At 41.9% G+C, this 25,148-nt stretch carries 17 protein-coding genes and 4 rRNA genes; 20 read left to right on the forward strand and 1 reads right to left on the reverse strand.

Translation table 11 applies throughout. The annotated features are described in order from the left end of the window. The first annotated feature begins 3 nt into the window (after window positions 1-3). The 17 genes from pyrE (at window position 4) to AC2IOM_RS06920 (ending at window position 19,363) form a co-directional block, all read left to right on the forward strand. A complete protein-coding gene (gene pyrE / locus AC2IOM_RS06840) occupies window positions 4-648 on the forward strand; it encodes an orotate phosphoribosyltransferase (protein WP_038637440.1) in 645 nt (214 codons plus the stop codon). 58 nt (window positions 649-706) lie between these two features. Next, a complete protein-coding gene (locus AC2IOM_RS06845; protein WP_105170221.1) occupies window positions 707-1,090 on the forward strand; it encodes a diacylglycerol kinase in 384 nt (127 codons plus the stop codon). Window positions 1,091-1,669: 579 nt separating this feature from the next. Continuing rightward, window positions 1,670-3,202, forward strand: a 16S ribosomal RNA gene (locus AC2IOM_RS06850). Between the two features lie 275 nt (window positions 3,203-3,477). Beyond that, a 23S ribosomal RNA gene (locus AC2IOM_RS06855) occupies window positions 3,478-6,360 on the forward strand. 143 nt (window positions 6,361-6,503) lie between these two features. Beyond that, window positions 6,504-6,618: ribosomal RNA gene (rrf, locus tag AC2IOM_RS06860) — 5S ribosomal RNA — on the forward strand. An 83-nt stretch (window positions 6,619-6,701) separates the two neighbouring features. Then, window positions 6,702-6,816: ribosomal RNA gene (rrf, locus tag AC2IOM_RS06865) — 5S ribosomal RNA — on the forward strand. The 16S, 23S and 5S rRNA genes sit together here, the layout of an rRNA operon. Before the next feature lie 383 nt (window positions 6,817-7,199). After that, entirely contained in the window at window positions 7,200-7,364 is a 165-nt protein-coding gene (locus AC2IOM_RS06870) for a hypothetical protein (protein ID WP_158523446.1), read from the forward strand. 332 nt (window positions 7,365-7,696) lie between these two features. Continuing rightward, window positions 7,697-9,739 (forward strand): prolyl oligopeptidase family serine peptidase, encoded by a 2,043-nt coding sequence (locus tag AC2IOM_RS06875; protein WP_486359552.1) that lies wholly within the window; start codon window positions 7,697-7,699, stop codon window positions 9,737-9,739. Window positions 9,740-9,886: 147 nt separating this feature from the next. Then, on the forward strand, window positions 9,887-10,654 hold the full coding sequence (locus AC2IOM_RS06880; protein ID WP_486359510.1) for a class II aldolase/adducin family protein: 768 nt from the start codon (window positions 9,887-9,889) through the stop codon (window positions 10,652-10,654). Window positions 10,655-10,772: 118 nt separating this feature from the next. Beyond that, window positions 10,773-11,948, forward strand: coding sequence for a mandelate racemase/muconate lactonizing enzyme family protein (locus AC2IOM_RS06885; protein WP_100914059.1), 1,176 nt, complete (start codon window positions 10,773-10,775; stop codon window positions 11,946-11,948). A 60-nt stretch (window positions 11,949-12,008) separates the two neighbouring features. Next, complete coding sequence (locus AC2IOM_RS06890; protein WP_486359511.1) at window positions 12,009-12,764, forward strand: glycosyltransferase family 25 protein; 756 nt, start codon at window positions 12,009-12,011, stop codon at window positions 12,762-12,764. Between the two features lie 114 nt (window positions 12,765-12,878). Continuing rightward, window positions 12,879-14,840 (forward strand): S1 family serine peptidase, encoded by a 1,962-nt coding sequence (locus tag AC2IOM_RS06895; RefSeq protein WP_486359512.1) that lies wholly within the window; start codon window positions 12,879-12,881, stop codon window positions 14,838-14,840. A gap of 48 nt (window positions 14,841-14,888) precedes the next feature. Further along, window positions 14,889-15,290 carry a hypothetical protein gene (locus AC2IOM_RS06900; RefSeq protein WP_486359513.1) on the forward strand — a complete coding sequence of 134 codons (402 nt, stop codon included), beginning with the start codon at window positions 14,889-14,891 and terminating at the stop codon, window positions 15,288-15,290. Window positions 15,291-15,344: 54 nt separating this feature from the next. Further along, entirely contained in the window at window positions 15,345-16,892 is a 1,548-nt protein-coding gene (locus tag AC2IOM_RS06905) for a sensor histidine kinase (RefSeq protein ID WP_486359514.1), read from the forward strand. Continuing rightward, on the forward strand, window positions 16,892-17,278 hold the full coding sequence (locus AC2IOM_RS06910) for a hypothetical protein (protein ID WP_486359515.1): 387 nt from the start codon (window positions 16,892-16,894) through the stop codon (window positions 17,276-17,278). The genes AC2IOM_RS06905 and AC2IOM_RS06910 overlap by 1 nt, the downstream gene beginning before the upstream one ends. Then, window positions 17,265-18,665 (forward strand): hypothetical protein, encoded by a 1,401-nt coding sequence (locus AC2IOM_RS06915; protein WP_486359516.1) that lies wholly within the window; start codon window positions 17,265-17,267, stop codon window positions 18,663-18,665. The genes AC2IOM_RS06910 and AC2IOM_RS06915 overlap by 14 nt, the downstream gene beginning before the upstream one ends. 11 nt (window positions 18,666-18,676) lie before the next feature. Beyond that, window positions 18,677-19,363, forward strand: a complete 687-nt coding sequence (locus AC2IOM_RS06920; protein WP_486359517.1) for a response regulator — start codon at window positions 18,677-18,679, stop codon at window positions 19,361-19,363. Between the two features lie 88 nt (window positions 19,364-19,451). Here AC2IOM_RS06920 and gorA read toward each other — a convergent pair whose 3' ends face one another. Next, window positions 19,452-20,810, reverse strand: a complete 1,359-nt coding sequence (gene gorA / locus AC2IOM_RS06925) for a glutathione-disulfide reductase (RefSeq protein WP_486359518.1) — start codon at window positions 20,808-20,810, stop codon at window positions 19,452-19,454. 137 nt (window positions 20,811-20,947) lie between these two features. Between gorA and prlC the strand changes: the two genes are divergently transcribed. From prlC to AC2IOM_RS06940, 3 genes are all read left to right on the forward strand, one after another. Beyond that, on the forward strand, window positions 20,948-22,984 hold the full coding sequence (gene prlC, locus AC2IOM_RS06930) for an oligopeptidase A (protein WP_486359519.1): 2,037 nt from the start codon (window positions 20,948-20,950) through the stop codon (window positions 22,982-22,984). 97 nt (window positions 22,985-23,081) lie between these two features. Next, window positions 23,082-24,290, forward strand: coding sequence for a response regulator transcription factor (locus AC2IOM_RS06935; protein ID WP_138635038.1), 1,209 nt, complete (start codon window positions 23,082-23,084; stop codon window positions 24,288-24,290). Between the two features lie 81 nt (window positions 24,291-24,371). Next, on the forward strand, window positions 24,372-25,148 hold the full coding sequence (locus tag AC2IOM_RS06940) for a class I SAM-dependent methyltransferase (protein ID WP_138635040.1): 777 nt from the start codon (window positions 24,372-24,374) through the stop codon (window positions 25,146-25,148).

The raw sequence follows: 25,148 nt of genomic DNA on the forward strand, positions 1-25,148 counted from the left end.
AACATGAAAGATTATCAAAAAGAGTTTATTGAATTTGCACTTGAGAAGCAGGTGCTTAAGTTTGGTGAGTTTACACTAAAGTCAGGTCGTACTAGCCCTTATTTCTTTAATGCTGGTTTATTTAATACTGGTCGTGACCTTGCTCGCTTAGGTCGTTTTTATGCGGCGGCATTACAAGACTCTGGTATTGATTTTGATGTGTTATTCGGCCCTGCTTATAAAGGTATTCCAATTGCGACAACAACAGCAGTTGCATTAGCAGACCATCACGACCGTGATGTGCCTTACTGCTTTAACCGTAAAGAGAAAAAAGATCACGGTGAAGGTGGTACATTAGTAGGTTCTGCACTTGAAGGTAAAATCATGCTGGTGGATGATGTTATCACCGCTGGTACTGCTATTCGTGAATCAATGGAAATCATTGCTGCAAATGGTGCTGACTTATCAGGTGTACTGATTGCGCTCGATCGCCAAGAAAAAGGTAAAGCTGAACTTTCTGCTATTCAGGAAGTTGAGCGTGACTTTAATACACAGGTAATTTCAATTGTTAAGCTAGCTGACCTTATTACTTACCTTGAACAAAAAGGTGATATGTCTGAGCATTTAGCATCAGTTAAAGCGTATCGCGACCAATACGGTGTAGCTTAATAACCTAAAAGTTTGATATAAAACCCCGATTATCGGGGTTTTTTTATGGATAAATAAAATGAGCGAAATTAATAAACCAAACGGCGGCGGGTTACAACGTGTATTTAAAGCCAGCTATTGTTCTTATTTAGGTATTAAAGCAGCAATAAAAGAAGAAGCAGCATTTCGCCAAGAGTTGCTTTTGGCAATTGTGATGTTTCCGGCATCATTTTGGTTGGCTCAAGATTTGATTCACTGGGCTGTGTTAGTTTCAGTGTTGCTATTAGTACTAATAGTGGAATTATTAAATTCAGCAATTGAAGCGTTAACTGATCGCGTAAGCACAGAAAGACATGTTTTATCTGGTCGCGCGAAAGATATGGGCTCAGCAGCGGTTACGTTTTCACTATTAATCGTCGGAATCGTCTGGGGCGTAAGTCTTTATATAAAGATCTTTGCTTAATTTACTTTGATGTAAAAATAGTCACTTCTTAAGTTATCCAGCTTTAAAAGTGATAAATATGTAACGAAAGTTGCAAATTATGGCGGTTTTGTACGTATTTCACCCAAACGATCCAAAAAACTAAAAAAAGTTTGAAATAGGGGTTGATCCAAGTCCGGATCTCTCTATAATGCGCCTCCACCAACACGGGGAACGACGCAGCATAGCAGCGAATCACGAGTTGGTTGAGTCAAGTAAAACTGAGTTTTGAAACTTTCTTAAAATAAAAAGAAAATAATCAAAATTAAGTGTTGACAAAAAATTAGGAAAGCGTAACATACGCAGCCCTAACAGCGACGAAGTGTCGCGGCAAACACAAGGTTGTTTGCACTGTTCTTTAAAAATTTAAGCAATCATCTGTGTGGGCACTCGTACAGATTAAGTTCTAACATACGCTTTTAGCGTAACAAAATTTAGACTTAATTGAACTGAGTGACCAACGGAAATAAACATAGTTTATTTCAGCACAGTCAATTCGATATCTTTACGATATCAAAATCAGAATTCATTGAGTCGGAACGTATGTTCCAAAAACACTTTTAATTGAAGAGTTTGATCATGGCTCAGATTGAACGCTGGCGGCAGGCCTAACACATGCAAGTCGAGCGGTAACATTTCTAGCTTGCTAGAAGATGACGAGCGGCGGACGGGTGAGTAATGCTTGGGAACATGCCTTTAGGTGGGGGACAACCATTGGAAACGATGGCTAATACCGCATAATGTCTACGGACCAAAGGGGGCTTCGGCTCTCGCCTTTAGATTGGCCCAAGTGGGATTAGCTAGTTGGTGAGGTAATGGCTCACCAAGGCGACGATCCCTAGCTGGTTTGAGAGGATGATCAGCCACACTGGAACTGAGACACGGTCCAGACTCCTACGGGAGGCAGCAGTGGGGAATATTGCACAATGGGCGCAAGCCTGATGCAGCCATGCCGCGTGTGTGAAGAAGGCCTTCGGGTTGTAAAGCACTTTCAGTTGTGAGGAAAGGTTAGTAGTTAATACCTGCTAGCTGTGACGTTAGCAACAGAAGAAGCACCGGCTAACTCCGTGCCAGCAGCCGCGGTAATACGGAGGGTGCGAGCGTTAATCGGAATTACTGGGCGTAAAGCGTACGCAGGCGGTTTGTTAAGCGAGATGTGAAAGCCCCGGGCTCAACCTGGGAACTGCATTTCGAACTGGCAAACTAGAGTGTGATAGAGGGTGGTAGAATTTCAGGTGTAGCGGTGAAATGCGTAGAGATCTGAAGGAATACCGATGGCGAAGGCAGCCACCTGGGTCAACACTGACGCTCATGTACGAAAGCGTGGGGAGCAAACGGGATTAGATACCCCGGTAGTCCACGCCGTAAACGATGTCTACTAGGAGTTCGGTTTTTCGGAACTGTCTTCCAAAGCTAACGCATTAAGTAGACCGCCTGGGGAGTACGGCCGCAAGGTTAAAACTCAAATGAATTGACGGGGGCCCGCACAAGCGGTGGAGCATGTGGTTTAATTCGATGCAACGCGAAGAACCTTACCTACACTTGACATCCAGAGAACTTACTAGAGATAGTTTGGTGCCTTCGGGAACTCTGAGACAGGTGCTGCATGGCTGTCGTCAGCTCGTGTTGTGAGATGTTGGGTTAAGTCCCGCAACGAGCGCAACCCCTATCCTTAGTTGCCAGCGATTCGGTCGGGAACTCTAAGGAGACTGCCGGTGATAAACCGGAGGAAGGTGGGGACGACGTCAAGTCATCATGGCCCTTACGTGTAGGGCTACACACGTGCTACAATGGCGCATACAGAGTGCTGCGAACTCGCGAGAGTAAGCGAATCACTTAAAGTGCGTCGTAGTCCGGATTGGAGTCTGCAACTCGACTCCATGAAGTCGGAATCGCTAGTAATCGCGAATCAGAATGTCGCGGTGAATACGTTCCCGGGCCTTGTACACACCGCCCGTCACACCATGGGAGTGGGTTGCTCCAGAAGTAGGTAGCTTAACCTTAGGGAGGGCGCTTACCACGGAGTGATTCATGACTGGGGTGAAGTCGTAACAAGGTAGCCCTAGGGGAACCTGGGGCTGGATCACCTCCTTATACGATTTAGAACTTTTTGTTCGAAGTGTCCACACAGATGATTGTTAGCTAAGCAATAGCTTAGTTAATTTGCTCTTTAAAAATTTGGAAAGCTGACAAACTTTAAATTAAGTATTTCTTAGGAAATACAATATTTAATTTAGAGTTCTCAAAATAAAGTAAAGAAAATATGCCGCAACATTAAGTTGTTGTTGGTATCTACTTTAGTATTCAATATTTAACTTCTGGCGGAGTTAAAAACTGTCTTTGACAATACAAACCATTTTGGGTTGTATGGTTAAGTGACTAAGCGTATACGGTGGATGCCTTGGCAGTTGGAGGCGATGAAGGACGTATTAACTTGCGATAAGCCTAGTCAAGCTAGTAAAAAGCGCTTGAGACTAGGATTTCCGAATGGGGAAACCCACCACTTAGTGGTATCACTTACTGAATACATAGGTAAGTGAGGCGAACCGGGAGAACTGAAACATCTAAGTACCCCGAGGAAAAGAAATCAACCGAGATTCCGAAAGTAGCGGCGAGCGAAATCGGATTAGCCCTTAAGCTGTAATGTAGTTAGTGGAACATTCTGGAAAGTTTGACGATACAGGGTGATAGTCCCGTACACGAAAACTTATTTACAGTGAAATCGAGTAGGTCGGAGCACGTGAAACTTTGACTGAATATGGGGGGACCATCCTCCAAGGCTAAATACTCCCAACTGACCGATAGTGAACCAGTACCGTGAGGGAAAGGCGAAAAGAACCCCTGTGAGGGGAGTGAAATAGAACCTGAAACCGTATACGTACAAGCAGTAGGAGCAGATTCGTTCTGTGACTGCGTACCTTTTGTATAATGGGTCAGCGACTTATATTCAGTAGCGAGGTTAACCGTTTAGGGGAGCCGTAGTGAAAGCGAGCGTTAACTGCGCGTTTAGTTGCTGGGTATAGACCCGAAACCCGGTGATCTAGCCATGGGCAGGTTGAAGGTCAGGTAACACTGACTGGAGGACCGAACCGACTATCGTTGAAAAGCTAGCGGATGACCTGTGGCTAGGAGTGAAAGGCTAATCAAACCGGGAGATAGCTGGTTCTCCCCGAAATCTATTTAGGTAGAGCCTCGGACGAATACTATTGGGGGTAGAGCACTGTTAAGGCTAGGGGGTCATCCCGACTTACCAACCCTTTGCAAACTCCGAATACCAATAAGTAATATCCGGGAGACACACGGCGGGTGCTAACGTCCGTCGTGGAGAGGGAAACAACCCAGACCGCCAGCTAAGGTCCCAAAGTGTATGTTAAGTGGGAAACGATGTGGAAAGGCCCAGACAGCCAGGAGGTTGGCTTAGAAGCAGCCATCCTTTAAAGAAAGCGTAATAGCTCACTGGTCGAGTCGGTCTGCGCGGAAGATGTAACGGGGCTAAACATACCACCGAAGCTGCGGCTGCGAATTTATTCGCGGGGTAGGGGAGCGTTCTGTAAGCTGTTGAAGGTGTACCGGGAGGTATGCTGGAGGTATCAGAAGTGCGAATGCTGACATGAGTAACGATAAAGCGGGTGAAAAACCCGCTCGCCGGAAGACCAAGGGTTCCTATCCCATGCTAATCAGGGTAGGGTGAGTCGACCCCTAAGGCGAGGCCGAAAGGCGTAGTCGATGGGAAACGGGTTAATATTCCCGTACTTGGAATAATTGCGATGGGGGGACGGAGCAGGCTAAACAAGCATGGCGTTGGTTGTCCATGTGAAAGTATGTAGGCTTGAAACTTAGGTAAATCCGGGTTTCTTTAAGGCTGAGATACGAGACGACACTCTACGGAGTGGAAGTTGTTGATGCCATACTTCCAGGAAAAGCCTCTAAGCTTCAGATTATTTCGAATCGTACCCCAAACCGACACAGGTGGTCAGGTAGAGAATACTAAGGCGCTTGAGAGAACTCGGGTGAAGGAACTAGGCAAAATTGTACCGTAACTTCGGGAGAAGGTACGCTCCTATCTGTGATGAGACTTGCTCTCTAAGCGGACGGGAGTCGCAGTGACTAGGTGGCTGGGACTGTTTATTAAAAACACAGCACTCTGCAAATTCGAAAGAAGACGTATAGGGTGTGACACCTGCCCGGTGCCGGAAGGTTAATTGATGGGGTTAGCTTCGGCGAAGCTCTTGATCGAAGCCCCGGTAAACGGCGGCCGTAACTATAACGGTCCTAAGGTAGCGAAATTCCTTGTCGGGTAAGTTCCGACCTGCACGAATGGTGTAACCATGGCCACGCTGTCTCCACCCGAGACTCAGTGAAATTGAAATCGCAGTGAAGATGCTGTGTACCCGCGGCTAGACGGAAAGACCCCGTGAACCTTTACTACAGCTTGGCACTGAACATTGACCCTACATGTGTAGGATAGGTGGGAGGCTTTGAAGCACAGTCGCTAGATTGTGTGGAGCCGTCCTTGAAATACCACCCTTGTAGTGTTGATGTTCTAACATAGGCCCCTGAATCGGGGTTGTGGACAGTGCCTGGTGGGTAGTTTGACTGGGGCGGTCTCCTCCCAAAGAGTAACGGAGGAGCACGAAGGTTTGCTAAGTACGGTCGGACATCGTACGGTTAGTGTAATGGTAGAAGCAAGCTTAACTGCGAGACAGACACGTCGAGCAGGTACGAAAGTAGGTCATAGTGATCCGGTGGTTCTGAATGGAAGGGCCATCGCTCAACGGATAAAAGGTACTCCGGGGATAACAGGCTGATACCGCCCAAGAGTTCATATCGACGGCGGTGTTTGGCACCTCGATGTCGGCTCATCACATCCTGGGGCTGAAGTCGGTCCCAAGGGTATGGCTGTTCGCCATTTAAAGTGGTACGCGAGCTGGGTTTAGAACGTCGTGAGACAGTTCGGTCCCTATCTGCCGTGGGCGTTTGAGAATTGAGAGGGGCTGCTCCTAGTACGAGAGGACCGGAGTGGACGAACCGCTGGTGTTCGGGTTGTGATGCCAATTGCATTGCCCGGTAGCTACGTTCGGAATCGATAACCGCTGAAAGCATCTAAGCGGGAAGCGAGCCTCGAGATGAGTTCTCACTTTAACTTGAGTTAACTGAAGGGCCGTTGAAGACTACAACGTTGATAGGCAGGATGTGGAAGTGGTGCGAGCCATTAAGCTAACCTGTACTAATTACCCGTGAGGCTTAACCATACAACGCCAAAGTGGTTTATAACCCGCAGAAGTTGAATAGCTCGAAAAGAGCAAAGTACTAAAGTAGAAACTTTACGAATTGAGATAAAAAGACAGTTTTCCAGATTTAGATTTAAGACAAGCTCTTAAGTCAACCAGATTTGCTTGGTGACTATAGCGTTTTGGAACCACCTGACCCCATGCCGAACTCAGAAGTGAAACGAAACAGCGTCGATGATAGTGTGGGTTCGCCCATGTGAAAGTAGAACATCGCCAAGCTCCTAATTAAAGAAACCCGTTGCTTAAATGCAACGGGTTTTTTAAAGCCTAAAATAAATAATAAAAAGCAAATTACGAATTTGCTTGGTGACTATAGCGTTTTGGAACCACCTGACCCCATGCCGAACTCAGAAGTGAAACGAAACAGCGTCGATGATAGTGTGGGTTCGCCCATGTGAAAGTAGAACATCGCCAAGCTCCTAATTAAGTAAAAAGCCCGCTCAATGAGCGGGCTTTTTGCGTTTTATACATTAATAGATTTTAGAATTAAGCAGCCAGACTTCAGAATATTGCTGAACCCTGAACCCTGAACCCTGAACCCTGAACCCTGAACCCTGAACCCTGAACCCTGAACCCTGAATCATTTAACGATATTAGATGTAAGATATTTCCTACTTTGCTGCACGAAAGCGGCTTTTTGTTCTTGGTAATCTCCTGAGTTAAAACTCTAATTTATTGAATCAATTGGTTTTTTATAATTATTACAAAGTAGTTACAGTTAGTTATTGAATTTAAATGCTTTTGCTTTGATCTAGATTAATTACACTATAGATATTGAAAGGCTAGGGAGAGGCTGACAAATGGAACATTTTGAACAAGATATTAAAGGTATAGAAGAAAATAGAATTCGCTTTTATACCGCCTGCCTAGAAACATTTTCTCAATTTGATTATAACGATCCTTATTTAGAGCAGATCAAGCAAGATATTGAACGTCTTAAAAACAAGTCTTGCCAAAAAGATTAGTGTACAGCGAGTTTGGGGACTCGTTTCAGCCAAGGCTCACGCCTTGGCTTTTTTATTTCTAATTGCCTGTTTAACAGTAAATAATTGTAAAGATATGATGTGATAACTCTCTATTTTATTGATTTATATATTATTTAATTTGAACTTGTTTGCTGGACAACAAACTGATAATTCCATATGTTAGTGAGTTAAATATACTCTAGGGAATTATCATGATTAAAAAAGCACTCGCACTTGCTGTGTGCACAGCTTTAGTTGGCTGTGGCGCTGAAAAAAGTGAAGAATCGGTTCAAGTTGAAAACAAAACAGAGCAAACGGTAACACAAGCAGCTTTGACTTATCCTGAAACTAAGAAAGGTGAAGTTGTAGATACTTACTTCGATACGCAAGTTGCTGATCCATACCGTTGGTTAGAAGACGATATGAGCGAAGAGACAGCACAGTGGGTTAAAACGCAAAATAAAGTAACGTTTGACTACCTTTCGCAAATTCCTTACCGCGACAAGCTAAAAGAGCGTTTAACTAAATTAATGGATTATGAAAAAGTAAGTGCACCTTTTAAAGAAGGTAAATACACTTACTTTTACAAAAATGATGGCTTACAAAACCAATATGTTATTTATCGCCAAGTTGAAGGTGGTGAGCCAGAAGTTTTTCTTGATCCAAACACATTCAGTGACGATGGTACAACTTCTTTAGCTGGTATTACTTTCTCTAAAGATGGTTCATTAGCTGCATATCAAATCTCTGAAGGCGGCAGTGACTGGCGCAAAGTGATTATTATTGATGTTGAAACTAAGAAGCAAATTGAAGACACCTTAGTTGACGTTAAATTTAGTGGTCTTTCTTGGGTTGGTAACGAAGGCTTTTACTACTCAAGTTACGATAAGCCAGAAGGCAGTGAGCTGTCAGCGAAAACAGACCAGCACAAACTTTACTTCCATAAGTTAGGCACAAAGCAAGCTGACGACAAAGTTGTGTTTGGTGGTACAGATGCACAGAAGCATCGTTATGTTGGTGGTTATGTAACTGAAGACGATAAATACTTATTGATTTCAGCTGCAGTATCAACGTCGGGCAACAAACTTTTCATTAAAGATTTATCTAAACCAGATAGCAAGTTAGAAACCATTTTAGACCACACTAACTCAGATACTCAGGTTATTGAGAACGAAGGTTCAAAGCTTTATTTAGTAACAAACCTAGATGCACCAAATAAACGCATTGTAACGGTTGATGCTGCTAAGCCAACACCAGACAACTGGAAGGACTTAATCCCTGAAACTGACAACGTGTTAAACGTTTCAACGGGTGGTGGCTACATTTTTGCACGTTACATGGTTGATGCAATTTCCAAAGTACAGCAATACGACAAGAGCGGTAAGCTTGTTCGTGATATCGAACTACCAGGTGTAGGTACTGCAGGTGGTTTTGGCGGTGAGAAAGAAGATAAAGAGCTGTACTATTCATTCACTAACTATAAAACACCAGGTACAACATTTAAGTTTAATGTAGAGACTGGTAAGAGCGAAGTGTACCGCAAGTCAGGTGCAGACTTCGATCCTGCGCAATTTGAGTCTAAGCAAGTATTCTATAAGTCAAAAGATGGTACAGAAGTACCGATGATCTTAACGTATAAGAAAGGCTTAAAGCTTGATGGTTCTAACCCAACTATTTTATACGGTTACGGTGGTTTTAACGTAAGCCTAACACCACGTTTTAGCCCAACGCGCGCGGCATGGTTAGAGCAAGGTGGTATTTACGCGGTTGCGAACCTTCGTGGTGGCGGTGAATATGGTAAGAAATGGCATAAAGCGGGTACGCAACTACAAAAGCAAAACGTATTTGATGACTTTATCGCTGCTGCTGAGTATTTAATTGCTGAAAATTACACATCGAGCGAAAAGCTAGCGGTAAATGGTGGCTCTAATGGTGGCCTACTTGTAGGTGCAGTTATGACACAGCGCCCTGAGCTATTCAAAGTTGCGTTACCAGCTGTAGGTGTTTTAGATATGCTTCGTTACCACACATTCACAGCGGGTGCTGGTTGGGCGTATGACTATGGTACAGCAGAACAAAGCAAAGAAATGTTCGAGTACCTAAAAGCCTATTCACCAGTTCACAACGTGAAAGAGGGTGTTGAATATCCAGCTACTATGGTAACAACGGGCGATCATGATGACCGCGTAGTACCAGCGCACTCATTTAAGTTTGCAGCTGAGCTTCAAGATAAGCAAGCAGGTGCTAACCCTACACTTATCCGCATTGAAACTAATGCAGGCCATGGTGCGGGTACGCCTACAAGCAAAATCATTGAACAATATGCTGATATTTATGGCTTTACACTTTACAACATGGGTGTGAAAAAGCTGTAATAAGGACTATTATTGGTACACGAAAAAGCGCAAACTTGTTTTGCGCTTTTTTTTTTGCATAAAACTCAGAATTCTTTGGCTTAGATCATTGCCACCTATGGCTTGCTAATTTAGACTTCTATACATCTAACGAATTAGGACTTATCCATGTTTGCATTACCTGAAATAAATCTCAAAGGCAAAGTGTCAGATGAAGAATGGCAGTTACGCGTTGACCTTGCAGCTTGTTACCGTTTAGCCCATTACTATGGTTGGGACGATACCATTTATACCCATATTTCAGCTCGCTTACCTGGTAAAGATGAGTATCTAGTAAATGCGTTTGGTTTAACATTTGATGAGATCACCGCATCAAACCTAGTAAAAGTAAACCTACAAGGTGAAATCCTTGATGACTCACCGTTTGAGATTAACCCAGCAGGTTTTACCATTCACAGCGCGATTCACGAAGTGCGTCACGATGCGCAATGTGTTATTCACTTGCATACCAACGAAACCATTGTGGTCTCAAGCTTAGAGGGCGGCTTAAAGCCAATTTCACAGCATGCAATGTTCCCACTGAGCAATATTGCTTACCACGGTTACGAAGGCCTCGCGGTAAATGCTGAAGAAAAAGCTCGCCTGCAAGCTGATTTAGGCTATGCACATACGTTAATGCTGCCTAATCATGGTGCATTAACCTTAGGCCCTTCGATTGGCGAAGCCTTTATGCGTTGGGCTGATTTACAACGTGCTTGTGAAATTCAAGTGATGGCACTTTCAACTAGCCAGCCACTTATTGCCATTGATCAGAAAATTTTAGATACGGTAAAAGAGCAACAAAACAAAGTGCATACAGGTAGTACAGGTGGTCAAAAATCTTGGCCAGCAATGCGTCGTTTAGCGTATCGCATCGATCCTAGTTTTACCGAATAATTAGCAAACAAACATCAAAGTACTTCACTGGTTTGAAGTACTTTTAAGTCTCTAAATCTTTGCAAAGTGCAAAGTAAATATTTAACGTTTGGCAACAATAATTAGGAGCCCAACAAATATGAAAGTAACTCGCGTCGAAGTGTTTGATACCCATTGCCCTGAGCGTCCGCAATGGAACCCCGTTTTTGTTCGCATTCATACGGACGAAGGGATCTCAGGTGTTGGTGAAGCAGGTCTTGCTTATGATCTAGGCCACAGTGCAGCAGCAAATATGATTAAAGAATTTGCTGAAGCGTTTTTAATTGGTTTCGACCCTTTCCAAACTGAAAAATTATGGTCGCGTATGCTGCGCGAAAGTTTTTGGGGTTTAGGTGGCGGCCCAGTTGTGTATGCTGCGATGAGTGCGATTGATACTGCACTTTGGGACATCAAAGGTAAAGCCCTTAACTTACCTGTTTACCAACTGCTTGGCGGTAAGGTAAATGACAAGCTTCGCACTTATGCATCGCAATTACAGTTTGATTGGGATGATGAGTTTAAAGCACTAGTGCAGCCACAAGAATACGCAGAAGCAGCGCTTAAAGCGATTGCTGAAGGTTATGATGCGGTTAAAGTTGACCCAATCATGTATGACAAAGATGGCAATACTTACTACGAGCGCACTAAGATTATTTCACGTGGCGAAATGAAGCTATACCGTGCACGTATGGCGGCTATTCGTGAAGCGGTTGGCGACGAAGTGGATATTATTTTTGAATGCCATAGCTTACCAGGTGCAACAACGGCAATTCAGCTAGGTGAAATCGCTGAAGAGTTTGATTGCATGTATTACGAAGAACCAGTGAATTACTTAAATCACTCGCTGCACGCTAAAGTAGCCGATAAAGTAGCGGTGCCAATTGCCGGTGGCGAGCGTTTATATAATCGTTGGGGTGTACGTCCTTACCTTGAAGATCAAAGTGTTGATGTATTACAACCTGATATTGGTTTGTGCGGTGGCTTTACTGAAACCAAAAAAGTATGTGATTACGCGGATATTTTTGATGTGCGTATTCAAGCGCATGTATGCGGCGGCCCCGTTGCAACTGCGGCATCTCTGCACCTTGAAACAGCTATTCCAAACTTTTTAATTCATGAGCATCACACCTATGCAATTAAAAAGTGGAACCGCGAATTATGTATTCAAGATCCGCAGCCAAAAAATGGTTTCTTCGAAGTATCAGAAGCACCAGGTATTGGCATTGAGCTAAACGATGAAGTAATTATGAAATCGCCACGTATTGAGATTAAATAAAACTGTAAACTAAGCTCACTATAATCAGGAATACCTTGCTGTTAGATTGGCGTTTTTACAATGCTAAACCAACCTAAAGTATTCCTGATTAATCTTGATAAAAGCACTGAACGCCTTAAAAAAAGTAGCGAACGATTAGCTACGCAAAATATTCAATTTGAACGCATCCCAGCTATTGACGGCACAAAACTTACAGACGCTGAAATTCAAGCGCATTATTCATCTCAATTAAATTCAAAACAGTATTACCGCAATCTTGGCTATGGTGAAATTGGCTGTTTCTTAAGTCATCGCCTAGCGTGGCAAAAAATTGTTGAACAAAAGCTGCCTTATGCAATTGTATTGGAAGACGATTTTCAACTAGCGGGTGATCTCAATGTGGTATTTAGCACCATTGAATCGCTAAAGTTTGAATGGCAACTATTAAAACTTGCCGCTTATCAAAATCGCACCCGACCTATCAAAGCAACAAAACAAGTTAATGAACAGTTTGACTTAGTACTTCATAAGAAGCCGCTCACAGGCTGTTGTGCACAAGCAATTACTTATCATGCGGCCAAACAGCTTTTAGCGATTACCGAGCAATTTGGTTGCCCTGTTGATACGCAAATTCAGCGCACGTGGCAAACTGGCGTATCTGTTTATTCGCTAATGCCTTTTATGATTGAGCAAGATGGTAAAGTGGGTAGCGAAATTACCGCAGCATGTCAAAACCAAGTAATTAAAAAGCACATTTTTAGACGAAAGTACCAACAATTAGCGGATGGGATTAATCATTACAAGCAAACCAAAATTGCGCTATCAGAACTAATATAATGATTCAATTAGGTTTAAGTTAGTCCTACATAAAACTACATTTCTATAATATTGTCATGTTGCAAAAAGGTTTCTAATCAGTTTCAAGACATGATGAAAAGTATAGGAAATGTTATGAAAAAAGTTACGTTACCTTTCGCACTTGCAGGTTTGGCAGTATTTAATATGCCAGTTGTAGCTGCAGAGAAAGTCAATTTAGTTAAGCCAAAATCATTTAACCAACATACACCACGCATTATTAACGGTAAGCCTGCTACTCAAGGTGATTACCCGTTTATGACCTCACTTATTTCTGCACACGCTGAGGGTATCTCGCCATTTTGTGGTGCGTCATTTATTGGTGGTCGTTATGTACTAACGGCATCACATTGTATTGAAGGTTCTGCCGCTGAAAACATGCACGTTTGGATTGGTGGGTATGATACAACTAAACCTGAGTCAGGTAAGCGTGTTAGTGTTGCGCAAATTTATGAACACGAAAACTACGGTGACATAGGTCTTAATAACGATATTGCAATTATTGAGCTTACAGAAGAAGTAACGGGTGTTACGCCAATCAAGTTAATGACCCCAGAGATTGAAGCGATTTTAAAAGATGGCTCTGAATTGACCGTTATGGGCTGGGGTAATATGAACCCTAACAGCGAAGCTGCTCCAGAGTATCCAGAAATTTTACAAGAAGTAAAAGTGCCACTTTATAACCGTGAACAATGTATTGCCGATTACACACAAGACGGTGAAACGGGCATTACAGATAATATGATCTGTGCCGGCTTTGTTGAAGGTGGCAAAGATTCGTGTCAGGGCGATAGTGGCGGCCCGCTTATCTTTAAACATGAAGAACAGTGGTATCAAGCAGGTGTTGTAAGCTTTGGTAATGGTTGTGCAGCGCCAAATGCACCAGGTGTATATGCACGTGTTGCAAACTATAACGATTGGGTTGAAGCGAAAAAGTCAGGCGTTTCATACAAACAAATAAACCGCCAAGGTTTTGTTGAGCAAACTTTCAACGAGCAAGCGACATTTAATATTAAAAACGTTGGCAGCGATAACTTTATGGTGACCAACGCAGCAGTTGTTGGCGCAGAAGGTGTTGAATTAGCTGAGGTTGAACAAAACTTATGTGACGGAAAAACACTATCGTTTGAACAAAATTGTGATATCAAAGTACGTGTTAAAACAAATGCACCGGGCAATGCGGGCTTTGCGTTAAGAGTGACCACAAACGATGCGATTAACAAAGAAGCGATTATTTTCTACGGCGCGAATGTACTTGAGCAAGAGTCTGCGAATATGAATGAAATCGTGGGTAGCAATAATGATCGTGTTAAATGGTGGAGTGGTGGTGATTTAGCGTGGCAAGCGCAAACAAATAAAGCATCGCAAGGTGACGCTGCAATGGCAAGCGGAGATATCACTCACTTTCAACAAAGTGTTTTACTTGCAACGATTGATAACGACCGTGTTGAGAAGTTTAACTTTAAGCATTTAGTGTCGTCAGAGACTGATTGGGACTTTTTAACGGTTCGTCACAACAATCAAGTAATTTTACGAGCATCAGGTGTTGATAATACAGAGTTCACAGCACAAGAAGTGACGTTAACAGAAGGTGTGGACCGTATCGCGATTATTTATGCCAAGGATGAAACGGACCTTGATGAGGTAGGTGACGATAAAGCATATATTGACGAAGTGTCGACAGTACTTAAAAATACTGCGCCACAAAGCAAAGTTAAACAAGCCACTATCACAGTGGAAGAAGCGAAAGACTTTGTTCTTGATGCCAGTGAAAGCAGTGATGCAGAAGGCGATTCACTAACTTATAAGTGGGAAGTGACTGAAGGAACAATAGCCATTGCAGATGCGACAAAGGCAGTTATTAACCTTACGGCGCCAGCATACAAAGATGCTAAATCGCTTACATTTAAAGTAACAGTGACTGACCAATTTGGGGCAAATAGCAGTAAAACGGTTCAGGTAACAATTAATAAAAAGCCTAAGCGTAGTAGCGGTAGCACAGGTATTATGTTGTTATTAGCTGGTTTTGCTTTCGCAGCGCGTCGAAAATTAGCGTAAACATTTAAATTTGGAGAAGCCAGCTAGATTAGCTGGCTTGACTATATTATGAAGCAATTAAATATCACTCTTTCTGCATTATTAATGACGCTATTTACATCAGCGTGTAGTAGCACGGCATTATCTGAAACAATGACTGAACAAGAGCTCAATAATCTAGAAAAAATATACAGCTTTAATGCTAAGGCCGAGTATATTTCGTTTGTGGTAAAATCAACAGGTTGCACAAGCAAAGACGATTTTGAATTATTACAGCAAGAAGCTAAAGGTGTGTACGAGTTCGCACTAAAGCGCAATAAAGAAGACCTTTGCCGTGCGATGCCACGAGCATATCCTGTAACCTTTAAGTTACCTGAAGCGATAGATTCAATTGATTTAATTAAAGTTTTAAATCCGCGTTATGACAGCGAAGCGCAAAAAGCAGCCAAACATACACGTAAACAAGGATAGCAATAGATCAATTTTAGTTAATATTTTACCCTGCTGGTATCGTTAGGAGATCATTTGCAGACGTTATTTTTACGTATTTATGGTTCGGTTATTTTAGCAGTAAGCTTGGTCTTACTGCTTTCCTACCTTGTATTTTCTTCGGTGAACCAATACCGTTACCAGCAGCATTTGGCTGAGCAACTTTCTGGCACCTTGTACCTACTCAAGCAGGGTATTAATCGACAAACTAACACTGCAAACCGTGAACGTTGGCTCGAGTTAGTTGCATCGCTTATGAATGTATCGCTGACTTTAGTCGATAAACCACCGAATCTAAATAAAGTCAGTATCTCTACCAATGTTCAAGCCAATAATGGTTACATTGTTGAATATCCAATTAACGACACTCATTTATTAACCATGCATTTAAATGGCGTGAGTGAGCAAATTGCCACTGGCACAGCATTTTTATTACTTAATGAAATTGGCTTATACAGTACGCAACAGCGCCAAGCGGCATTTGATACCATCAGCAATCAATTTCACTACCCGATTAACCGAGTTAATGAGGCGAGCCAATTGCTCGATAGTGAGCAATTAGAGCGTTTAGCGCGTGGTGAAATGGTCATTGTTTGGCAAACTGAATTTGATAGCAGCTTATCGTTTGATATTTATGCGCCTTGGGGCAACTCTCAAGATTTACTTAAATTAGGCACAATTAAAGTATTTGAACAATATCCCCACTGGTTATTAATCTCAGGATTTATTGCCGTGCTGAGTGTATTAGCCGTGGTGATATTATTTATTATTCGCTTGTTGGTTAAACGATTAACGTATATTCAAGATAAGGTAGATGCTATTGAGCCTGAGCTAATACAAGCGGAAGAAATACCACAAAACCTTGATGTGATTAACCAGTTAACTTGGAAAATCGACCAAATGGCACTGCGGATCACACGCTTAATTGAGCAAAAACACCAAATGTTGCGCGCTGTATCTCATGACTTACGAACCCCTTTATCAAAAGCACAATTTAGGCTCGAAACATTAAATATTCAATTAGGTGTCGATAACGCCTTAATCGCACAAACTAAAGCCGACCTAAATCAGCTTAACTTATTAATAAGTGACTTACTTAGCTACGAAAAGCTCACTGATAACAAAGCAATAGTTAAAGAAAATGTCGCGTTAAATTCGTTTGTGCTTGCAATTGTGCAAGGAATGCAAATAGTCTTTCCTCACATTGAATTTACCTTTCAAGCGCAGCAAGAGTATGCGCTCAAAATCAATAAACAGCTTTTTACACGCATGCTCGAGAATTTACTTAATAATGCCGCGCGCTTTGCAAAAGAATCGGTAACGGTTCAACTAACAAATTATCAGCAAAATATCGTGTTAGATGTAATTGATGATGGCCCCGGTGTTGATGAGCAAAGTAAACAGCACATCTTTGAGCCGTTTTACCAACAAGATCAAAGCCGCAGTAATAAAACTTCCGGTTATGGATTGGGTTTGGCCATAGTACAGCAAATTGCCTCACAACATGATGCAGATATCAGCTTGATTGATACGCAAGTAGGCGCTCACTTTAGTATTCATTTTCAGTCTAAAGGGAGTGAATAATGAGAACGCTATTTTTCCTTTTTTGCCTGCTTAATGCATTTTCCTTATTTGCTTCGCAACCGCCTAAAAAAGAGCCGGAAAATACACCGAGTAACAAAGCGCTTAAACCACAAAGCGACAGTAAAAATGCAATTGACTGGGGTGATTGGGATAAAAAATTTCAACCTCAGCAGCGTTATGGTGTTGGCATTAAAGGCAAATTACAAAATGCGATCAGTGAGTTAGATAAAAGTAACTTACTTAATGATACAAGCGGTGTTTCAAGTACGCCGAAAACGCCCACTGATAAAAATAAAAAGCGAAAAGACATCAAGAAAATGAAGCAAGAACTCAAGGCGCTTGAAGAAAAAGTAAAACAAGAGATTGAAAGCGATGAAGACTATTAAATTATTTAAGTTTGCGATTGCTCACCTATTATTGGCACAGATTATTAATCCGTGTTTTGCAAGTGATAAAAATCAGCCGCTTAGTGCGTTCGAGCAAGCAATGCTGCACAATGAGCGCGGTGAATGGCTGGAAGCTGAAACTCTGCTTAGCTATCAATTATCGCAAAATCCGATGCAGCACCGTGTGCGTTTAGAGTTGGCATTAACGCAAATGCAATTGGGCAAATTTGACGTGGCAAAAGAGCACTTATTAAGTTTAAAACAAGTGACTGAATTGCCTGAAAATGTGCGCTTTAATATCGATATTATGCTTAACGAGATTAACGCTAAATCGCAGCTTGTCGAGGTTGAACCATCAAAAAGCCAGTGGGGACTTATTGGCACACTTGCTACCGGATACGATGACAACGTTCGCTTTAGCTTTGGCGACTATTTTTTAGATGATGATCCGTACTTAGATAGTTTTTACTTTGTATTACCTGATGGCAAAGAATATTTTATTTCTCAAAAAGGCTATTTGTATAGTTTAGATGGCGAAATTGTGATGCCTGAAGAACTTGGTATAGACATTTCCCCATTTCTTGAAAAGCCAAATTCAATGTTTGTTGAATCGGCGGCCATTATAAAATACAGCTATTTGGGCGAGCAGGTAAATTGGAAAAACAATTTGCTGATCCGTAATATCGATAATGCTGATTTTAGTGATTACGATAAACTGCTATTTAAACTCGATTCCGAACTAGCATGGCCGCTGGCAAGCGATAAAGAAATCGCCTTGCAATTTGAACAGCGAAATCAGTTTAGAGGTGGCGAGCCACAAATTACGTCGAGCGCATTAACATTAGGCTATCGTCTGTTTTCAAAAAGTAGTGAGTGGTACATGTATGGTCAGTACATGGATAGAAGTTTTAAAACCATAGAAGTGCAGTTTGGGGACTTTTCATATACCAATTATGGCTTTGATAATAAGTCTTGGGCAGCTGGTGTTGAATGGAATAAACTTTTTTACAACAATCAATTGTTAGCTAAAGTACAATTTGAATTAAAGAGCAACGACGCAAGCGATGGGCTTAATTATTTAGGTGCTATTTTAAAAACTGCGTTAGTTTATCAGTTAGATGATAAATGGAGTGTTGCGGGTTATGTGAACTTTTTTCAGCAAGATTACAGTAAAAGTGATTTAATCGAAGCTTACGGGTTGGATGAAAATAGCGAACTGGCAACCATTGATAAAAGCTTACGTATTGGTTCTAAAGTTGATTATCAAATTAATCAACAGCTCTCAGTTTTTGTTTCAGCAGATTGGGGCGAGCGTTCGTCAGATATTTACTGGGGTGTGCAAAGTAATACAGTACGAGCAAAGCTAGGATTTAACTTCGAATTTTAAAGTGGCATTAAATGGAAAAATATAATCTGATAATTGTTGAAGATGATGCGGAGTTGGCGAGTTTAACACAGTCGTTTTTTCAGCAGTTCGAGTTTAATTGTACTGTGATAAGCGAAGGACAAACCGCAGTACAACAGATTATTGCCGAGCAACCAGATTTAGTGTTACTGGATTTAATGCTGCCAGATATTGATGGTATGCAAGTATTCCAACAAATAAAATCTGCCTACACTGGTAAAGTGGCGATGTTAACTGCGCGAGGTGACACCATTGATCAGGTGTTGGGTTTAGAGTTTGGTGCTGACGACTATATTTCGAAGCCAATCGAGCCGCGTTTATTATTAGCAAAGTGTCGCGCCCTGTTGCGCCGAGAAGTGAATGCTGAAGTAACTAAAGAGCAGGGTATTTCATTTAACGACATCACTATTAATAAGCATAAACGTGAAGTTAAAAAGCGAGATCGTGTATTAGAATTCGCAGCCCCTGAGTATGATTTATTGCTGTTGCTGGTGGAGCATAGTGGTGAAGTGATAACGCGAGATACTATCTTCAAAACGCTGTGGGGCATTGATTATGATGGTCAGAATCGCCAAGTGGATATTTATATTTCATCGATTCGCAGTAAGTTAGAAAGCGACCCAAATCAGCCAAGCATAATAAAAACTGTGCGTTCTAAAGGCTATTTATTTACTGGCTAATTTCATTTGATGTGAAAGTAAAAAAGGGTATCAAATGATACCCTTTTTTGTTTTTCTATTAGCGTTAGAGCGACTTTTTGCTCAGTTCCTAACGCATAGTAACAAATTCTTCTGAACCAGTGGGGTGTATCGCCACAACCGAATCAAAATCAGCTTTGGTTGCACCCATCTTCATGGCAACACCAAACCCTTGAATCATTTCATCAACGGCAAAACCAATGCCGTGTAAGCCAACAATTTTCTCGTTAGGGCCTTGGCATACCAGTTTCATTTTACATGGTTGACGGTGCTGTGTTACTGCGGTGTACATTGCAGTAAAACTTGAGGTATACACTTTAATGTCATCATCACCAAACTGTTCACGGGCCTCGGTTTCAGTTAAACCAATAGTGCCAATTGGAGGGTGGCTAAATACAACGGTTGGTACTAAGTTGTAGTCCATTTTGGCATTTGGCATTTCAGGGTTGAACAAGCGCTCAGACAATAAACGACCCGCTTTAACAGCCACCGGGGTAAGTTCAATACCGTTTTCAATAATATCACCAACAGCGTAAACGCCTTGAGCTGAAGTATTTTGGAATTCATCCACTTTTACGTGGCCTGATTCTGTTAACTCAACACCTGCTGCGGCGATATTGATTTTATCTGTGGTTGGCTGACGACCAATCGCCCAAATAACTTGGTCAACATTAACGCTGTTACCATTTTCAAAATGTAGTGTTAAAGAACCGTCTGATTCTTTTGTAACTTCTTTTGGCGTAGCGTTTGTGTGAAGAGTTGGACCTTCTGACTCAATCACTTCCATAAGAGTATCAACGATGAGTGGGTCAAATGTGCGAAGCGGTGTATCACGGCGAACGCATAAATGCGTTTCAGTGCCTAAACCGTGCATTACGCCTGCTAGTTCAACTGCAATATATCCAGCACCTACAACCGCTACGCGCTTAGGTTGCTGTTTTAATTCAAAGAAGCCGTTTGAATCGATACCGTATTCAGCACCTGGAATATTAGGAATGCTAGGGCGACCACCAACAGCAACAAGAATATGGTCGGCAGTGTAGTGCTCACCGTTTACTTCAATGGTTTTGTTATCCACAAATTTAGCAAAACCTTGAATAACCGTTACGCCGTTGCTAGCTAAGTAATTGTCGTAACCTTTATGAATACGGCCAATGTAAGCTTCACGGCTTTCAAGCAATTTAGGCCAGTTAAACTCTTTAATTTCTACATCAAAGCCATAGTCAGGTGCATAAAGTTTAATTGCCTCAGCAACTTGCGCACCATGCCACATTACTTTTTTAGGAACACAGCCAACATTTACACATGTACCACCTAGCGGGCCTGCTTCTACTAGGGCGACTTTTGCACCGCGCATTGCCGCTCGGTTTGCCGATGCAATACCACCACTGCCACCGCCGATAGCGATATAATCAAAATGCTTTGCCATTTGAAGTTCCTTAATTTTTTAAATCTTTGTTTTAATCAGATATAGGTATTCTAACCGATAACACAATAGCCTAACTTGCAATTTTTATCGATTGCCCCAATCTAAATTAACAATGACAAATTAATAAGAAGCGTTTTATGACTAATCCATTAATTGGCCTTGAAGGGTTACCACCATTTTCACAAATTAAACCTGAGCATATTGTGCCTTCATTAAAACAGGGTATTGCGGATTGTAAGCAAACGATTGAGCAAGTATTAGCGCAAGAGTCGTATACTTGGGATAACTTTATTGCGCCATTGGATGAAGTCGACGATAAGTTAACGCGTCTTTGGTCACCAGTGTCGCATATGCATTCTGTAGTAAATAGCGAAGAACTGCGCGCAGCCTATGATGAGTGTTTACCGCTTATCTCGGAATATTCTACCTTTGTAGGCCAGCACCAGGGGTTATTTTTAGCAACGAAAGCGATTGCCGAAAGCGATGAATTTGCAAACCTTTCAGAGGCGCAGCAAAAAGCGATTAACAATAGCCTGCGTGACTTCAAACTTTCAGGTATTGCGTTGCCTGAAGAAAAGCAAAAGCGTTACGGTGAGATTGTTGCGCGCCTATCGGAGCTTGCAGCTAAGTTTGGTAATAATGTGATGGATGCCACACTTGCTTGGCAAAAACATATTACAGACGAAGCGGATTTAGCGGGTTTACCAGAGTCTGCAATCGCACTTGCAAAACACACAGCCGAAAGTAAAGAGTTGGAAGGTTGGTTATTTACCCTCGACTTCCCATCGTACTTACCTGTGATGACCCATGCAGACAACCGTGAACTGCGTAAAGAAACTTATATTGCATTTAGCACTCGAGCGTCTGATCAAGGCCCAAATGCTGGTGAGTTTGATAACAGTGCCATTATGGCCGAAGAGCTTGCACTTCGTCATGAGCTGGCGCAATTGCTCGATTTCGAAAACTTTGCTGATAAGTCACTGGCAACCAAAATGGCAGAATCGCCACAACAAGTGTTCGACTTTTTAAATGACCTTGCAGCTAAATCAAAACCCCAAGCACAAGCAGAGCTTGCTGAACTTACTGCCTACGCAAACGAAAAACACGGTATTAGTAAGTTAGAAGCATGGGATTACACCTATTACAGTGAAAAGCTTAAACAGGAAAAATACGCCATTTCAGATGAAATTTTGCGCCCATACTTCCCTGAAAACAAAGTACTAAGCGGCTTGTTTGAAACCGTAAACCGTCTATTTGGTATTAACGTCAAAGAAGTGCAAGGTGTTGATACTTGGCATAAAGATGTTCGCTTTTTTGAGATTTTTGATAGCAGCGGCGAAAAGCGCGGATCATTCTATTTAGACTTATATGCGCGTGACCATAAACGCGGTGGCGCGTGGATGGATGATTGCATTGGCCGCAAAGTGCGTGCTAATGGTGACGTACAATTGCCTGTGGCTTATTTGGTATGTAACTTCAATAAACCGGTTGGTGACAAACCTGCGTTATTTACGCACTACGAAGTAACCACTTTATTCCATGAGTTTGGTCATGGAATTCATCATATGCTAACGCAAGTGGATGTGGGCGCGGTTTCGGGCATTAATGGTGTGGCGTGGGATGCGGTTGAATTACCAAGCCAATTTTTAGAAAACTGGTGTTATGAAGAAGACGCACTGGCGTTTATTTCTGGACACTATGAAACAGGTGAACCGCTACCGAAGGATTTGCTCGATAAATTGTTAGCGGCTAAAAACTATCAATCAGCAATGATGATGATTCGCCAGTTAGAATTTTCATTATTTGATTTCCATATTCATGCTGACTACAACCCATCAAATGGCGATGAAATTCAGACAATTTTAAATAAGGTGCGTGAACAAGTATCGGTTGTAAAAGCGCCTGAGTTTAATCGTTTTCAACATGGCTTTAGTCATATTTTTGCTGGTGGCTACTCGGCAGGATATTATTCGTATAAATGGGCTGAAGTGCTTTCTGCTGATGCGTTTTCACGTTTTGAAGAAGAAGGTATTTTCAATAGAGCAACAGGCCAATCATTCTTAAATAATGTATTAGAAATGGGCGGCTCAAAAGAGCCTATGGAACTATTTGTTGCATTTAGAGGGCGAGAGCCAAATGTGGATGCCTTGCTGCGCCATAGCGGTATTCAATAAAATCTAATAAGCCGCTAAAATTTAGCGGCTTTTTTTATGCATTTCATTTGGTTAAGTCTATGCTTAATTTTAGCTAATAAATAATATAGGTTTAGGCATGTTAACCAGTGTACTTGCTATTGATGATGACAAGCTAATCCACCAAATAATCGAAAAAACGCTCACAGATAATAACCAAGTAAGTCATGCATATAATGGTGAAGAGGGCATTAAAATGGCAAGGGATACTCATCCCGATATCATTTTGCTCGATGTTGAAATGCCAGGTATTAATGGGTTTGAAGTATGTAGCAAGTTAAAACAACAACTTGATACCCAGGATATTCCAATCATGTTCTTATCGTCTCGTAGCTCTCTTGAAGAGCGCATCAAAGGCTATAATTCGGGTGCAGATGATTACATCGTTAAACCATTTGAAACAGAAGAATTATTAGCACGCATTAAAGTACTTCACCAATATAAAAAGCAGTCACAATTATTAAAGCAAGATATAGAACAAGCGCAAAATACTGCTGCAATCGCAATGACCGATTACAGCGATATGGGGCGCGCTATGCGGTATGTAAGTCAAACTTACGGTGTTAAGTCACTTACGCGCCTTTCTGAGTGTTTATTTGAGTTTTTTTCACCGCTTAATTTAAATGTAGTTACAGCGTTTTGGTTTGAAAGTGGTAATGAATTTTTCTCCAACAATAGCGCGGTATGCCCTCTTGAGAAGGAGCTGATGCTCAACGCGAAAGAAGGCGAGCGGTTTATCGATTTTGGTTCGCGCACAATTATTAACTACCCAAATGTCTCTTTGTTAGTAAAAAATATGCCTGTAGATGACGCGCCACTTTATGGTCGTTATAAAGATTTGTTTCCACATATTTTGGAAGCAACAAACGCCAAGCTTGGTACACTCGAATTGCATAATCAGTTATCGGAGCAAGCGCAACAAATCACTAAAACGTTTGAACTGGTCGACAGTACACTGCGTGCGCAGCTGCAAAGTTTGTATAACAATAGTAAAGTGTCGGTGGAGTTAATCGAAACCCTATACCAGCGCTTTTGTGATACTGTGCCGCGGTTGGCGTTAGAGTCAGACCAAGAAGAATACATTTTAGGCTCAGTGGAAGAGACTGTCGAAAGTTTGCGCCATCACTTAACGGTTGGTGATGAAATTCAAAGCTCATTTAATGAAGTGATGACATACCTTGATCACATTATGAAAGAGCGTGAAAAAATACTTGAAAGACTCGAACAAGAACAACAAAGAGAAGAAATTAACGAAATTACGTCGCAGGACGATATTGAGCTATTTTAACAAGTTTGCATTATTCGCGTATAAAAATACTTTGCTAATCACTATAATGTTGTCATCTCAATATTTAGCAATGGATTTTCTGTGTTAATTGCTAACAGCATTCCTGAACAAAAAGACTACCTTGAACAGCTTGATAAGCGCTTTGCGTTATCTGAATGGTTATCGAGCAATCCGTTATTTTCCCTTCACTATGATCACGATGGATTAGCATTAAGCAAAAATGATGAGCCAAAATTGGGGGCGATTCGTGTTGATTTTGTAACAGGTGCCGCTGCACACAGACGTAAATTTGGTGGTGGTAAAGGGCAGGCTATCGCTAAAGCAATTGGTTTAAACAAGGGCAAAGGCATCACACCGCATGTACTTGATGGTACAGCCGGACTGGGGCGTGATGGTTTTGTTTTGGCATCGCTTGGCTGTACAGTGACGTTACATGAGCGTCACCCAGTTGTTGCTGCACTTCTATTTGATGGCTTAGAACGCGCGTATCTTGATGCCGAAATTGGCAGTTGGATGAGCGAGCGTATGAAAATGGCATTCGGTTCGAGTCACCAGTTGTTGCCAGATACTCATAGCGAAATTGACGTAGTGTACCTTGACCCCATGTTTCCACACCGTGAAAAATCAGCGGCGGTGAAAAAAGAAATGCGGGTGTTTCAATCATTAGTTGGTTCTGATTTAGATGCTGATGAATTGTTAGCGCCTGCGTACCAATTAGCATCGAAACGAGTTGTGGTAAAACGCCCTGATTACGCGCCATTTTTAGCTGAAAAAACGCCGTCAATGCAAATCAAGACTAAGAAAAATCGCTTTGACGTTTATGTCAAAGCAGCGATGACTGAAACAAAAACGTCATAA

The sequence above is a fragment of the Pseudoalteromonas sp. NS-SX12 genome (assembly GCF_057367955.1).